The 13,561-nt window shown below is 70.9% G+C and carries 15 protein-coding genes; 6 read left to right on the top strand and 9 right to left on the bottom strand.

Annotated features, from left to right (window positions below; all coding sequences use genetic code 11):
• Positions 1-5: 5 nt before the first annotated feature.
• Positions 6-1,097: an amidohydrolase family protein gene (locus ACIQ7D_RS33150; protein WP_403944119.1), complete on the bottom strand. Its 1,092-nt coding sequence runs from the start codon at positions 1,095-1,097 to the stop codon at positions 6-8.
• 103 nt (positions 1,098-1,200) lie between these two features.
• Here ACIQ7D_RS33150 and ACIQ7D_RS33155 point away from each other — a divergent pair, with 103 nt between their 5' ends.
• The 5 genes from ACIQ7D_RS33155 to thpD all read left to right on the top strand — a co-directional run bounded on the left by ACIQ7D_RS33155 (position 1,201) and on the right by thpD (position 6,115).
• Positions 1,201-2,358 (top strand): pyridoxal-phosphate-dependent aminotransferase family protein, encoded by a 1,158-nt coding sequence (locus ACIQ7D_RS33155; RefSeq protein ID WP_403944121.1) that lies wholly within the window; start codon positions 1,201-1,203, stop codon positions 2,356-2,358.
• A 329-nt stretch (positions 2,359-2,687) separates the two neighbouring features.
• Positions 2,688-3,227, top strand: a complete 540-nt coding sequence (gene ectA, locus ACIQ7D_RS33160; RefSeq protein WP_403944124.1) for a diaminobutyrate acetyltransferase — start codon at positions 2,688-2,690, stop codon at positions 3,225-3,227.
• A 156-nt stretch (positions 3,228-3,383) separates the two neighbouring features.
• Positions 3,384-4,652 carry a diaminobutyrate--2-oxoglutarate transaminase gene (gene ectB / locus ACIQ7D_RS33165; RefSeq protein WP_403944127.1) on the top strand — a complete coding sequence of 423 codons (1,269 nt, stop codon included), beginning with the start codon at positions 3,384-3,386 and terminating at the stop codon, positions 4,650-4,652.
• Between the two features lie 159 nt (positions 4,653-4,811).
• Positions 4,812-5,210, top strand: a complete 399-nt coding sequence (locus ACIQ7D_RS33170; protein WP_384926065.1) for an ectoine synthase — start codon at positions 4,812-4,814, stop codon at positions 5,208-5,210.
• Positions 5,211-5,212: 2 nt separating this feature from the next.
• The gene (thpD, locus tag ACIQ7D_RS33175) at positions 5,213-6,115 is read left to right on the top strand and encodes an ectoine hydroxylase (protein WP_403944130.1); all 903 of its coding nucleotides are present in this window, start codon (positions 5,213-5,215) and stop codon (positions 6,113-6,115) included.
• A gap of 185 nt (positions 6,116-6,300) precedes the next feature.
• Here the strand turns inward: thpD and ACIQ7D_RS33180 are convergent, their stop codons facing one another.
• The 6 genes from ACIQ7D_RS33180 to ACIQ7D_RS33205 all read right to left on the bottom strand — a co-directional run bounded on the left by ACIQ7D_RS33180 (position 6,301) and on the right by ACIQ7D_RS33205 (position 11,335).
• On the bottom strand, positions 6,301-7,365 hold the full coding sequence (locus tag ACIQ7D_RS33180) for an alkene reductase (RefSeq protein ID WP_403944132.1): 1,065 nt from the start codon (positions 7,363-7,365) through the stop codon (positions 6,301-6,303).
• Positions 7,366-7,555: 190 nt separating this feature from the next.
• Complete coding sequence (locus ACIQ7D_RS33185; protein ID WP_403944135.1) at positions 7,556-8,614, bottom strand: aminotransferase class V-fold PLP-dependent enzyme; 1,059 nt, start codon at positions 8,612-8,614, stop codon at positions 7,556-7,558.
• A 70-nt stretch (positions 8,615-8,684) separates the two neighbouring features.
• Positions 8,685-9,344, bottom strand: coding sequence for a DsbA family oxidoreductase (locus tag ACIQ7D_RS33190; protein ID WP_403944137.1), 660 nt, complete (start codon positions 9,342-9,344; stop codon positions 8,685-8,687).
• 139 nt (positions 9,345-9,483) lie between these two features.
• Positions 9,484-9,720 (bottom strand): hypothetical protein, encoded by a 237-nt coding sequence (locus ACIQ7D_RS33195; RefSeq protein WP_403944140.1) that lies wholly within the window; start codon positions 9,718-9,720, stop codon positions 9,484-9,486.
• A 117-nt stretch (positions 9,721-9,837) separates the two neighbouring features.
• Positions 9,838-10,179, bottom strand: coding sequence for a hypothetical protein (locus tag ACIQ7D_RS33200; protein ID WP_403944141.1), 342 nt, complete (start codon positions 10,177-10,179; stop codon positions 9,838-9,840).
• A 256-nt stretch (positions 10,180-10,435) separates the two neighbouring features.
• Positions 10,436-11,335, bottom strand: coding sequence for an AraC family transcriptional regulator N-terminal domain-containing protein (locus tag ACIQ7D_RS33205; protein WP_403944144.1), 900 nt, complete (start codon positions 11,333-11,335; stop codon positions 10,436-10,438).
• Between the two features lie 134 nt (positions 11,336-11,469).
• Here ACIQ7D_RS33205 and ACIQ7D_RS33210 point away from each other — a divergent pair, with 134 nt between their 5' ends.
• Positions 11,470-12,486: an aldo/keto reductase gene (locus ACIQ7D_RS33210; protein ID WP_403944146.1), complete on the top strand. Its 1,017-nt coding sequence runs from the start codon at positions 11,470-11,472 to the stop codon at positions 12,484-12,486.
• 89 nt (positions 12,487-12,575) lie between these two features.
• On the opposite strand, the gene ACIQ7D_RS33215 is transcribed toward ACIQ7D_RS33210, so the two are convergent.
• The gene (locus tag ACIQ7D_RS33215; RefSeq protein ID WP_403944148.1) at positions 12,576-12,944 is read right to left on the bottom strand and encodes an MmcQ/YjbR family DNA-binding protein; all 369 of its coding nucleotides are present in this window, start codon (positions 12,942-12,944) and stop codon (positions 12,576-12,578) included.
• Positions 12,941-13,336, bottom strand: a complete 396-nt coding sequence (locus ACIQ7D_RS33220) for an MmcQ/YjbR family DNA-binding protein (protein WP_403944150.1) — start codon at positions 13,334-13,336, stop codon at positions 12,941-12,943. Before ACIQ7D_RS33220 ends, ACIQ7D_RS33215 begins: the two co-directional genes overlap by 4 nt.
• Positions 13,337-13,561: the final 225 nt, after the last annotated feature.

A 13,561-nucleotide genomic window follows, 5' to 3' on the forward strand; every position in this document is an offset into this window, starting at 1 on the left:
GATATTCAGCCGACCACATGCCCGTCGAGCACGATCCGCCGCGGCGCCGCCAGGACCCGGACATCCGCCCTCGGGTCCTCGTCGTACACCACGAGGTCGCCCAGAGCGCCCTCCTCCAGGGCCGGGCGGCCCAGCCAGGTCCTCGCTCGCCAGGTGGCCGCGGAGAGGGCTTCCAGGGGTGGGATGCCGGCCTTCGTCAGTTCCGCGACCTCGCCGGCGACCAGGCCGTGGGCGAGTCCGCCGCCCGCGTCGGTGCCGACGAAGACCGGGATGCCCGCGTCGTAGGCCGCGCGCACGGTGTCGTAGCGGCGCTCGTGCAGCCGGTTCATATGGGCCGACCAGCGGGGGAACTTCTCCTGGCCGCCGGCCGCGAGCGCCGGGAACGTCGCGATGTTGACGAGCGTCGGGACGATCGCCACGCCGCGTTCCGCGAAGAGCGGGACGGTGTCCTCGGTGAGCCCCGTGGCGTGTTCGACGCAGTCGATGCCCGCCTCGACCAGGTCGCGCAGGGCGGCCTCCGCGAAGCAGTGGGCCGTGACGCGTGCGCCCAGCCGGTGTGCCTCGGCGATGGCCGCCTCGACCTCGGCGCGCGGCCAGCAGGCGGTCAGGTCGCCCGCGTCGCGGTCGATCCAGTCTCCGACGAGCTTGACCCAGCCGTCGCCGCGCCGGGCCTCCCGGGCGACGTAGGACACCAGGTCGGCGGGTTCGATCTCATGGGCGTAGTTGCGGATGTAGCGGCGGGTCCTGGCGATGTGGCGGCCCGCTCTGATGATCTTCGGAAGGTCCTCGCGGCCGTCGATCCAGCGGGTGTCCGCGGGCGACCCCGCGTCCCTGAGCAGCAGGGCGCCCGCGTCGCGGTCGGCGCGCGCCTGCTGTTCGCTGGTCGCCTCGTCGACCGCGCCGTGGCGGTCGAGCCCGACGTGGCAGTGGGCGTCGACGAGCCCGGGCAGCGCCCAACCGTGGACCGTACGGACGTCACGGGCGCCGGCGGGCCGGTCGAAAGTGATCCTGCCGCCCACCACCCACAGCTCGTCCCTGACGTCCTCGGGGCCCACGAGCACCCGTCCCGTCACCCGCAGCACCGTGTGATCACTCATGGGCAGCACTGTACGAGGCCCTGAGTACCCTCGACCGCGAGGGATTCCCCTCCCCCGCGCCACCCACAGCCAGGCCCGATCCGTCCCTGAAGAGAGCACCGCCGTGACACATCCTCTGCTGGACCTGCCCCCGCTGACCGCCGCGCACTTCGCCTCCGTCGAGCGCCGTGTGGCCGCCCTTCTCGCCACCGAGAACGACGTCGTGCTCACCCAGGGCGAGGCCCTGCTCCCGCTGGAGGGGTGCATCCGGGGCGGTGCCGGGCCCGGCTCGACCGCGCTGAACGTGGTCACGGGCCCGTACGGGCAGACCTTCGGGAACTGGTTGCGGGACTGCGGCGCGACGGTGGTGGACCTGGCGGTGCCGTTCCACACCGCGGTGACCGCCGCCCAGGTCGAGCGGGCGCTCGCCGACCACCCGGAGATCGACTTCGTCTCGCTGGTGCACGCGGAGGCGGCGACCGGCAACACCAATCCGGTGGCCGCGATCGGCGAGGTGGTACGGGCCCACGGCGCGCTCTTCATGCTCGACGCCGTCGCCTCGGTGGCCGCCGAGCCGCTGCTGACCGACGCCTGGGGCGTGGACCTGTGCGTGATCGGCGCGCAGAAGGCGATGGGCGGGCCCGCCGGGGTCTCGGCGGTCGCGGTGAGCCCGCGCGCCTGGGAGCGGTTCACGGCCAATCCGCGGGCTCCCCGGCGCTCGTACCTCTCGCTGCTCGACTGGAAGGAGCGCTGGATCGACGCGGGCCGCGTCGCGCTGCCGCACGCCCCCGCCCAGCTGGAGACGCTGGCGCTGGAGGCGTGCCTGGAGCGGATCGAGACGGCGGGCCTGGCGGCGGTGACCGGGCGGCACGCCGCCGCCGCTGCCGCCACCCGGGCGGGCGCGCTGGCGCTCGGGGGCGGTCTGGCGCCGTTCGTCCATGTGGCGGCCGAGGCCGCGCCGGTGGCCACGACGCTCCGTACCCCCGCCGGGGTGGACGCCACCGAGCTGGTCACGAAGGCGCTGGCCGCCGATCCTTCGCTGCCGCTGGTCGCGGGCGGGGGCGCGCTGGCCGGCGAGATGATCCGGGTGAACCACTACGGGGCGGACGCGACCCCCGAGGCGGTGCGCTCCTCGCTCGCGGCGCTGGGGGCCGTGCTGGCGGGCGCCTGCGTGACGGTGGATCCGGCGGGAGCGGCCCGGGCGGCCGACGAGGCGTGGGCCGCCACCCGTACGGAGCAGTCCGCGACGCGTACGGATCGCACGGACCCGTCCGGGAATTAAGAAAATGTCAAATAGGCGATGAATTAACGAATACGGGAAGCTGCTTTATTGCGCGCAGCTTCCCGTATTCTTCTGCCCGCTTTTCTTTGACCTAAACACCTGGGTTCCAGGGGCACCGAAGAAGCGATTCCAACCGGTCTCGCGAGCGTTACGGATATGTGACCGACCCCACAAAGACGGCCCATTTGCCCGAATATTTCCAGACATAATACACCCATCCTCGGTAGGTTCGCCACTGCGTCCGCGCCCGCGCGATAACACAGAAACGTATATCCCCCAACCCCTGCCGAAGATGCATCTTCCGCATTCGCTCGGTAAATTTAATTCCCATGACCGCCGCACAAGCAGACCTTGCAGGCGCCCGAAGCGAATTCACCCGACCCCTGACGATCGACGCACCACGAGTGGAGGACGGGGCCGCGATCTGGCGCATCGCCCGCGACTCCGAGGTCCTGGACCTCAACTCCTCGTACAGCTACCTGCTCTGGTGTCGTGACTTCGCCGGCACGTCCGTCGTCGCCCGCGACGACGGAGGAGCCCCGATCGCCTTCGTCACGGGGTACGTCCGGCCCGAGCGCCCCGAGGCGCTGGTCGTCTGGCAGGTGGCCGTCGACGCGAGCCACCGCGGACGCGGGCTCGCCGGCGCCCTGCTCGACGAGCTGACCGTCCGGGCCGCCAAGGAACTGGGCATCACGGCGATAGAGACCACCGTGACGCCGGACAACACCGCATCGGACCGTCTGTTCACCGCGTACGCGGCCCGCCACGGCGCGGAGCTGGAGCGGGAGGTCCTCTTCGACGGCGGGCTGTTCCCCGACGGGGTGCACCAGCCCGAGGTGCTGTACCGGATCGGCCCGCTCGCCCCCTGAGCGCGCCCGGCCCCTGCTCCGTGCGTGCGTACGCCGCGCGCACGCCGAACGCACGACAGCGCCCGAGCAGGCAGGCCCTCCGTACACACCCCCGGCGTACGCGACGCGCACGCCCCCTGAGCTTCCTTCCCACCTCCCCACCGGCTGGAGACCCCCATGACCATCACCCCGCCCGCACTGAGCGTCTTCGAAACCCTCGAATCCGAGGTGCGCAGCTACTGCCGTGGCTGGCCCGCCGTGTTCGACCGCGCGCAGGGCGCCCGTCTCACCGACGAGGACGGCCATGGCTACCTGGACTTCTTCGCCGGTGCCGGCTCACTCAACTACGGGCACAACAACCCGGTGCTGAAACGGGCGCTGATCGACTACATCGAGCGTGACGGCATCACCCACGGCCTCGACATGGCGACGACCGCGAAACGTGCCTTCCTGGAATCCTTCCAGAATGTGGTGCTCCGGCCGCGCGACCTGCCCTACAAGGTGATGTTCCCCGGCCCGACCGGCACCAACGCGGTCGAGGCGGCCCTCAAGCTGGCCCGCAAGGTGAAGGGCCGCGAGTCGATCGTCTCCTTCACCAACGCCTTCCACGGCATGTCGCTGGGGTCGCTGGCCGTCACCGGCAACGCGTTCAAGCGCGCCGGGGCCGGTATCCCGCTGGTGCACGGCACGCCGATGCCGTTCGACAACTACCTGGACGGGCAGACGCCCGACTTCCTCTGGTTCGAGCGGCTGCTGGAGGACCAGGGCTCCGGTCTGAACAAGCCCGCCGCGGTGATCGTCGAGACGATCCAGGGCGAGGGCGGCATCAATGTCGCGCGCCCCGAGTGGCTGCGCGCGCTGGCCGACCTCTGCCACCGCCAGGACATGCTGCTGATCGTCGACGACATCCAGATGGGCTGCGGCCGTACCGGCGCCTTCTTCTCCTTCGAGGAGGCGGGCATCACGCCGGACATCGTCACGCTGTCGAAGTCCATCAGCGGGTACGGGCTGCCCATGTCGCTCTGCCTCTTCAGCCCCGAGCTGGACGTCTGGGAGCCCGGCGAGCACAACGGCACCTTCCGGGGCAACAACCCGGCCTTCGTCACGGCCGCCGCCGCGCTGAACACCTACTGGGCCGACGGGCAGATGGAGAAGCAGACCATCGCGCGCGGCGAGCAGATCGAGCGCGCGCTGACAGCGATCCGCGCCGAGTCCACCGGCGACGTGCCCGATGTCCGCGGGCGGGGCCTGGTCTGGGGCGTCGAGTTCGCCGACAAGACCCGCGCGTCCGCGGTCTGCGCCCGCGCCTTCGAGCTGGGGCTGCTGCTGGAGACGTCGGGCCCGCAGAGCGAGGTCGTGAAGCTGCTCCCGCCGCTCACCATCACCGCCGACGAACTGGACGAGGGGCTGCGGACGGTGGCCCGCGCGGTCCGCGACACCTCCTGACCGTCGACACCTGCTGACCGTCCGCCCCTGAACACAACACCTCACAGACCCCTGTCCGTTCCGGCGGGTCCCACGGGCCCCGCCGGAACGGACGGACCGGCGACAACGCCGGAACCGCACAGAGAGCCACGACTGTCGAGAGAAAGGCGTCACCACACCGTGATCGTCCGATCGTTCAAGGACATCGAGAACACCGACCGGCACGTGAGGTCGGCCTCCGGCACCTGGGAGAGCAAGCGCATCGTGCTCGCCAAGGAGAAGGTCGGCTTCTCGCTGCACGAGACCGTCCTGTACGCGGGTACGGAGACGTCGATGTGGTACGCCAACCACATCGAGGCCGTCCTGTGCGTGGAGGGCGAGGCCGAACTCACCGACGAGGAGACCGGTGAGACCCACTGGATCTCCCCCGGCACGATGTATCTGCTCGACGGGCACGAGCGCCACACACTCCGCCCGAAGAGCGACTTCCGCTGCGTCTGCGTCTTCAATCCCCCTGTGACCGGGCGGGAGGACCACGACGAGAACGGTGTCTACCCGTTGCTGACCGAGGAGGGCTGACCATGACCACCACCACCCCCGTGCACACCACCGACCTGTACCCGACGCGCGGCCTCGGCGAGGTGACCACCCCGCGGCAGGACCCCGTCGTGTGGTCCGCCCCGGACGCGCCGGGTCCGGTCTCGCCGACCGACCTCGCCGGGTTCGAACGGGACGGTTTCCTCCCCGTCGACCAGCTCATCGGCCCGGACGAGGTGGCGCTCTACCGCGCCGAACTGGAACGGCTGATCACCGACCCGGAGGTACGCGCGGACGAGCGCTCGATCATCGAGCCCAAGTCCCAGGACGTACGGTCCGTCTTCGAGATCCACCGCATCAGTGAGATCTTCGCGGGGCTCGTACGCGACGAGCGGGTGGTGGGCCGGGCACGGCAGATCCTCGGTTCCGAGGTCTACGTCCACCAGTCCCGGATCAACGTCAAGCCCGGCTTCGGCGCCTCCGGCTTCTACTGGCACTCGGACTTCGAGACCTGGCACGCCGAGGACGGGCTGCCGAACATGCGGACCGTCTCCGTCTCGATCGCGCTGACCGAGAACTTCGACACCAACGGCGGTCTGATGATCATGCCGGGGTCGCACCGGACGTTCCTGGGCTGCGCGGGCGAGACACCGAAGGACAACTACCGTCAGTCGCTGAAGATGCAGGGCGCCGGGACGCCCTCCAACGAGGCGCTGACCGCTCTGGCCGACCAGCACGGCATCCGGCTCTTCACGGGCAAGGCCGGCTCCGCGACCTGGTTCGACTGCAACTGCATGCACGGCTCCGGCGACAACATCACGCCGTACCCGCGCAGCAACGTCTTCATCGTCTTCAACAGCGTGGACAACGCCGCGGTCGAGCCGTTCGCGGCGCCCGTACGGCGGCCGGAGTTCATCGGGGCGCGGGACTTCACCCCGGTGCGCTGAACACCGCCGCGTTTCGGGGGCAGGGAGGAAGGGGCGCGGGGCCGGGTCGTACGCCGACCGGCCCCGCGCCCTTCGCGTATCCCCGCTTCTCCACGACCCTTTGGGCTACGGCGCCTTGCCTACGCCCCCCGTGGCTACAACCCTTTGCCTACGGCCCCTTGGCTACGGCCCCTTGCGGGCCGCGGTCAGTTCTCCAGCGCCGGGTAGTCGATGTACCCCTGGTCGTCGCCGCCGAAGAAGGACGCCGGGTCGGGGGTGTTGTACGGGCCACCGGCCTTGAGCCGCGCCGGCAGGTCGGGGTTGGCGAGGAAGAGCCGCCCGAAGGTGATCAGGTCGGCCGTCCCGTCCTCGATCACCTTCAGCTCCTCGGCGCCGGTGCCGGTCTCGGTCCTGGGGGTCAGGATCAGCGTCCCCGAGTAGAGCTTCCGTACGGTCTGGGCGAACGCGCGGGTGTTCTCGATCAGGCTGAGGTAGGCGAGGCCCAGCGGCTCCAGCTCCCGTACGAGCGCGGTGTACGTCGGCTCCGGGTCGGGCTCCTCGGTGCCCAGCAGGCCGATGGCGGGCGAAATCCTGATGCCGGTGCGCGCCGCTCCGATCTCCGCCGCGACGGCGCGGGTCACCTCGACGGCGAAGCGGATACGGCCCTCGACGGAACCGCCCCACTCGTCGGTGCGCAGATTGGTGTTGGGGGCGAGGAACTGATGGATCAGATAGCCGTTGGCGCCGTGCAGTTCGACCCCGTCGAAGCCCGCCTCGATCGCGTTGCGGGCGGCGGAGACGAAGTCGGCGACGGTCGCGTGTATCTCCTCGGAGGTCAGTTCGCGCGGAACGACGTAGTCCTTGGGACCGCCGTGCAGATAGACCTGGCCGGGCGCGGCGACGGGCGAGACGCCGACCGGCACCAGGCCGTCCGGGAGCAGGTCCGGGTGGCCGATCCGGCCGCCGTGCATGAGCTGGGCGAAGATCCGGCCGCCCGCGGCGTGGACGGCTTCGGTGACCTGCCGCCAGGCCGCGATCTGCTCCTGGCTGTGCAGGCCCGGGGTGTCCGGGTAACCCTGGCCGATCACGGAGGGCTGGACGGCCTCGCTGACCAGCAGCCCGGCGGAGGCCCGCTGCCTGTAGTACTCCACCGTCGAGGCGGTGGGAGAGTTGCCGGGGCCGAAGGCGCGGCTGCGGGTCATCGGGGCCATCGCGACGCGGTTGGCGAGCGGGGTGCCCGAGAGGTCGATCGGGTCGAAAGCGGTGGTCATGAAGTCTCCTGGGGAGGGCACGGACTGAGGTGAGGGGACACCGCCGCGCGGTGGGCGCCGTACGGGCGACGAGATCATCAACCACGGGCCGCCCCCGCTCATTCCTCGATCAGGCGGGCCGGCCGGCCGCCGTCGCCGCGACGGCGGCCGGCGCGACGGTCCCGTCGAACGCCGTCCTGTCGTCCGTGCACTAGTGGGGTTCCGCGAGAACTTCCAGCGCCCGGTCCACGTCCGCGGTGGTGTTGTAGAGATGGAAGGCCGCCCGCAGCGATCCGGCGCGGACCGCGACCGCCACCCGGGCCCGCCGGAGGACGGGGTGGCGGTGGTCCAGCCCCGGCACGCAGACGACGGCGGAGTCCCCGGCGTCCACGGGTTCGTGGCCGAGGGAGGCCAGCCCCTTGCGGAAGCGGGTGGCGAGGGAGGTCGCGTGGGTGTGGATCCGGCCGACGCCGATCTCCTCCAGGAGGGCGAGGGACCGCTCGGCCCCGTAGTACGAGAGGAAGGACACCGACTCGTCGAAGCGGCGTGCCGAGTGCGCCAGCTCCCCCACGGGACCGTAGACACTGCCCCAGCGGTCCTCGCCCGCGCCCCAGCTCGCGTGGATCGGCGCCAGCGATTCCTGCGCCTCCTCGGTGACGGTGAGGAAGGACGTACCGCGCGGGCAGCACAGGAACTTGTAGCCGGCGGTGACGGTGTAGTCGTACGCCCCCGCCTCCAGCGGCAGCCAGCCGGCCGACTGGCTGGTGTCCAGCAGCGTACGGGCGCCGTGCGCCGCGGCGGCGGACCGTACCGCCGCGAGGTCGGCGAGCCGGCCGTTCGCCGACTGGACGGCGGAGAAGGCCACGAGCGCGGTCTCCGGCCGTATCTCCTCGGCCAGCCGCTCCAGCGGGACATACCGCGGCCGAAGGTCGCCGCGGACCGCGAAGGGGGTCGGGAGCGAGCTGAACTCCCCCTCGGGCAGCAGGACTTCGGCGCCCGGCCGGAGTGAGGCGGCGATCAGCCCGGTATGTACGGAGACCGCGCCGCCGACCGCGACCCGCTCGGCCGGAACCCCGGCCAGCCGGGCGAAGGAGGCGCGGGCCGCGTCCATGGCCTCGAAGCTCCCCGGCCCGTCCCCGCCCCGCCCGGTTCCGTTGGCCTCGGCCAGCGCCCGGACGGCGGCGACGGCGCGGCGGGGCAGCAGCCCGCAGGTGGAGGTGTTCAGATACGTCGTGTCCGGCGCGAACTCGGCACTCACCAGAGTCTCCATGCGCTCCACCCTGCAAGCCCGCCGTCCCCCGGTCAATCACGCGTTGCTGAAGGGTGTACCCCAGCGTCGCTCACGCATCGGCCCCGGCCTGCGTACGGCTGTCCCACGCCTGCTCCAGCGCCTGCGTGAACAGTTCGGCCGGCTGGCCCCCGGAGACGCCGTACCGCCGGTCGAGCACGAAGAACGGCACCCCGTTCGCGCCCAGCTCCGCGGCCTCGCGCTGGTCGGCCCGTACATCGGCGGCGTACGCGTCGGGATCGGCGAGCACCGCGCGCACCTCGGCGTCTCCGAGCCCCGCCTCGACCGCGAGTCCCACCAGGGTGTCCTCGTCGAAGACGGAGCGCTCCTCGGCGAAGTTGGCCCGGTAGACGAGGTCGAGCAGGGCGTCCTGGCGGCCCCGGGCCTTGGCGAGATGGAGCACCCGGTGGATGTCGAAGGTGCTGCCGTAGTCACGGCCGTCGACGAGGTAACCGAGCCCTTCGGAGCGGGCGTTGGAGGCGACGTTCTCCTCCATCGCGCGGGCCTCCTCATGGCTGCGCCCGGTCTTGGCCGCGAGCATGTCGATCACGGTCCCGGTCTCCCCCTTGGCCAGCCGGGGATCCAGCTCGAAGGAGCGGTGGACGACCTCGACCTCGTCCCGGTGCGCGAAACCGGCCAGCCCCTTCTCGAAGCGGGCCTTGCCGATGTAGCACCAGGGACAGGCGATGTCGCTCCATATCTCCACGCGCATGTGTCTGATTCCCTCCGGGGTCGCGTTCGCGGCGCTCCCCGGTACGGGACGGCGGCCGCGCTCTGACGGTACGGAGGCACCCTCCGCCCCCTGGGCAACGCCGCCCGGCCGGTCTCTCATTCCCTCACGGCATGTGCCTTCACAGCATGTGGTGAGGGACCTGGTGGAGGTAGAAGGCGCCGCAGCCGTGGCAGAGCGGCTGGCCGGCGGGGGTGCCCCACAGGTCGGCGGACTGGGTTGCGGCGGCCGGGTCGAGGTCGCGCCCGCAGAGGGCGGTCGTCTCGCTGTCGCGTGTCATGTGCCAGACGAAGAAACGGGGTTCGGGGTCATGGGGCGAGGCGCCCTCCTCGTACTCCGCGCGCATTTCGTAGTCCATGGTGTATCTCCTGACCTGCGCCACCACCGGGGAACCGAGCCGGGCAGGTAAATGCCCCGTCCGGCGCAGCGGGCCGGACGGGGCGGTGACGCCGAGGTCAGCCGGGGAGGAGACCGGTCAGGAGAAGACCACGGAGCGCAGCTTGAGCCGCGCGGACGCGGAGCCGCCGGGGCGGAGCGTGTAGTGCTCGCCGTCGCAGTCCGGCCCGGTGAAGACCGTGGCGCTGGAGGTGGTGCGGTTGCGCGGCGAGTGCGCGGGCGGTACGTACTCGCCGGCCGCCTCGGGGATCGTGATGCACTCCCGGCTCTCGGGGTCCACGAGCACGCCGAGGCGGGGCTCCCCCGCGATGTCCGTGTAGACGTAGCTGAAGGTGCCCTCGGCGGCCGAGGCCGGGCCCGGGAGGGCGACGAGCAGGGTGAGGGCGCCGACGGCGGCGGCCAGAGTGGTGCGCAGACGCATGCGGGGAAACTCCTTATGTCGTGCGAGGCCTTGAGGCTGCACGACGCTGCCCGGGGGTGCGGGCAGGTATGTGTGATGTCACCCGAAAGCGCTCGCGGAAACGTTCCGCCCTCACCCGTTCGACGCAGTGGCCGCTCTGGCGGGGCGGCGGGTCAGAACGCGTTTCTGATCCCCGGTTGACGAGTAGCCCGAGCCTTCGTACACGAGCGTTCAGGAACGGGCGCGACAGCGGGTGAGCATGAGACAGCACGGAGGGCTACCGGGCCCGCCCGGCGTTCACCAGTTCGCCCCGCAGCCGGGCCGCGTCCTGAGCGGGCGGCAGTCCGTACGCACGTCGGTACTCGCGGTTGAACTGGGTGGCGCTCACGTATCCCACCGCCTCCGCGACCAGCGCCGCCGTGGTGTTGCCGGCGAGGAGACGGCGGCGGGCCTCCTGGAGCCGGAGGTGTTTCTGGAAGCGGAGGGGGCTCATACCGGTGGCGGCCTTGAAGTGGCGGTAGAGCGTCGCGGTGCTCATGTGGGCCACTGAAGCGACCGCTTCGATGGTGAGCGGCTCGGCATAGTGAGCGCAGATCCACCTGGCTGCCGAGCGGACCCGGGCCGCGGCAGTGTCGGCCAGCGTGAGGTGACGCAAGATCGGGCCGAGCGGACTGACGAGCAGACGGTAGAGGATCTCGGCCTCGATACGGCTCGCCAGCGCACCGATGTGCTCCGGGGTGTCGAGCAGCCGTACCCATCGGGTCACCGCGTCGACGATCTCGGGGGTCATCGGTGCGCTGATCTGCCCGCAGGGGCCCTTGCTCGGATCCGGCAGCGCACGCGGGCCCGCTCCGTCCAGTTCCAGCAGGAGGTCCGCGAGCGTCCTGCCGTCCAGACGCAGCACCGCCGAGCGGTACGGCAACTCCTCGAACGTGGCCGTGACCGGCATGACGAGTGAGTTGAGGAACATCTCGCCGCGACCGGTCGTCCAGCTCCGGTCACCCGCGACACCGCGTTTGGCTCCGGTGACCGTGAAGCAGATCAACGGCTCGTACAGCACATCGAACGGCAGGACGGGCTCGTCGAGCGTCGTCAGCGTGAGGCGCGGCACCGCACTGTCCGACCACAGGCCGTCGCCGCCGTGCCGGGTGACGGCCGCCGCAAGGTCGTCGAGCATGGAGCGCTCCTTGAGTGATGAGGGTCCCTGAGTGATGAGGGTCCCTGAGTGATGGGGGTCCTGAGAGGATCAGGCAACCCTACGCGGCCCGCGGCCCATGACCTCGCAGTGATCGCGCACCTAGCGTTGACGGCATGACCCAGCAGAACAAGAGCAAGAACCTGCCGAAGCGCACGCTCGGCACGCAGGGCCTTCAGGTCGGGGCGATCGGTCTCGGCACGATGGGCATGACCATGGCGTACGGCGCCGGCGACGAACCCGGCGGCATCTCCACCATCCGCCGGGCGTACGAACTGGGGGTCACCTTCTTCGACACCGCCGAGTTGTACGGCATGGGCACGGGCAGCAACGAGCAGCTGGTCGGCCGCGCCGTCAAGGGCGTCCGCGACGACGTCGTACTCGCCACCAAGTTCGGCTTCGACATGAGCGCCCCGCCGAACGCCGAGGGATTCGCGCTGAACAGCCGGCCCGAACACATCCGTGAGGTCACCGAGAACAGCCTGCGCCACCTCGGCACCGACTACATCGACGTGCTCTACCAGCACCGGGTGGACCCGGACGTACCCATCGAGGATGTGGCAGGCACGGTCGGCGAGCTGATCGCCGCGGGCAAGGTGCGGTACTTCGGGCTCAGCGAGGCCGGCCCGGACATCATCCGGCGCGCCCACGCGGTGCACCCCGTATCCGTGCTGCAGACCGAGTACTCGGTGTTCGAACGCGCCGTGGAGACCGAAGTGCTCCCCGTGGTACGCGAGTTGGGCATCGGCTTCGTGCCGTATTCACCGCTGGGCCGCGGATTCCTCACCGGTGCGGTGAAGCCCGCCGCCGAGTACCCCGAGGACGACATGCGCAGCTGGGACGACCGCTGGCAGCCCGGCAACTACGAGAAGAACCTGACCGCCATCCGCCAGTTGACCGCGCTCGCGGACGCCAAGGGCATCACGGTGACGCAACTTGCTCTGGCCTGGCTTCTTGCCCAGGGCGACGACATCGTGCCCATCCCGGGCACCCGCAGTCCGCAGCGGGTCGCCGAGAACGCCGCGGCGGCGCATGTCACGCTCACCGCGCAGGACCTCGCCCGCGTCCAGGAGATCCTGCCGCAGGGCTCGGCCGGGTCCCGCTATCCCAAGGCGATGATGCCGGCCTGGTGAGGCCGAGGTCCTTCAGAGCCCGGGAGGCGGTCAGGCTCGCAGCCCTCGCACGACGAGGGGGCAGCCGCTCGCGGGGAAGCTCGCGGCGCTCATCGGGCACCGGGGCGGTCGCGTCGCGGCAGTCGCCCGGCGACCAGGTCGTAGGAGTCCTCGACCGCCTCGGTGACCAGTCGCCCGGTGATGCCGGGTCCCGGCCCCAGCGAGATCCAGTGCCGTTTGTCGAGGTAGCGGCCCGGGGTGATCGAGGCGTAGCGGCGTATGTGCGCGCGGGCGTGTTCGGGTTCGCACTTGACCGTGATGATCTGCTCGTCCGGGTCGTCGGTGACGATCAGGAACACCTTGCCCGCGACCTTGTACACGTCGAGTCCGGGGGTGAAGGGGCGTCCTTGGCTGACGTCGGGGTGGGCGAGGGCCGCTTGGCGGGCGGTGTCCTGGAGCCGGTCGCCGGCCGCGCTCACCGGGCCGCCCGCGTGCCGGTGCCGTAGGTGTGCGGGTCGACGGGCTGCTCGGCCTTGGGCAGGTGGGCGACGACGAGCCGGTAGGAGTCGGTGACGAGCTCCCTGACGAGCGACTCGTCGACGCCGTCCCCGCCCTCCAGCGTGATCCAGTGCTTCTTGTTCATGTGGTAGCCGGGGGTGATGTGGCGGTACTGCTGCCGCAGGGCGTGGGCCTCGCCGGGGTCCGCCTTGAGGATCACGACGGGACGCCCCGGGACCTCGGTCATCAGCATGAACACCTTGCCGCGCACCTTGAAGACCTCCCAGTCGGGGCCGAAGGGGTGCTCCAGCCGGGCTCCGGGAAGTTCCTCGGCGTACTCGGCGGCGGTCTTCTGCAGGGTCGATCCGTTCATGGGGCGTTGCCTTCCTTGAGGTGGTGACGGACCGCGGCATCGAAGGACGCGCGGGGCGCGCCGCGCGGTCGCGGCGGCACGTCCCATCCTTTCCCCGAAGCCGACACAAAGGGCTGTAGGCTGCGGACACGTGATGGTCGACAAGCGACACCTCAGCCCGAGAGGCCGGGCCGGACCGGTCACGGTTCCGCTGTACGGTTTCCAGCCCCCGGTCGGCACTCCGTA

It is taken from the genome of Streptomyces sp. NPDC096310 (genome assembly GCF_044763125.1).
GTDB lineage: Bacteria > Actinomycetota > Actinomycetes > Streptomycetales > Streptomycetaceae > Streptomyces.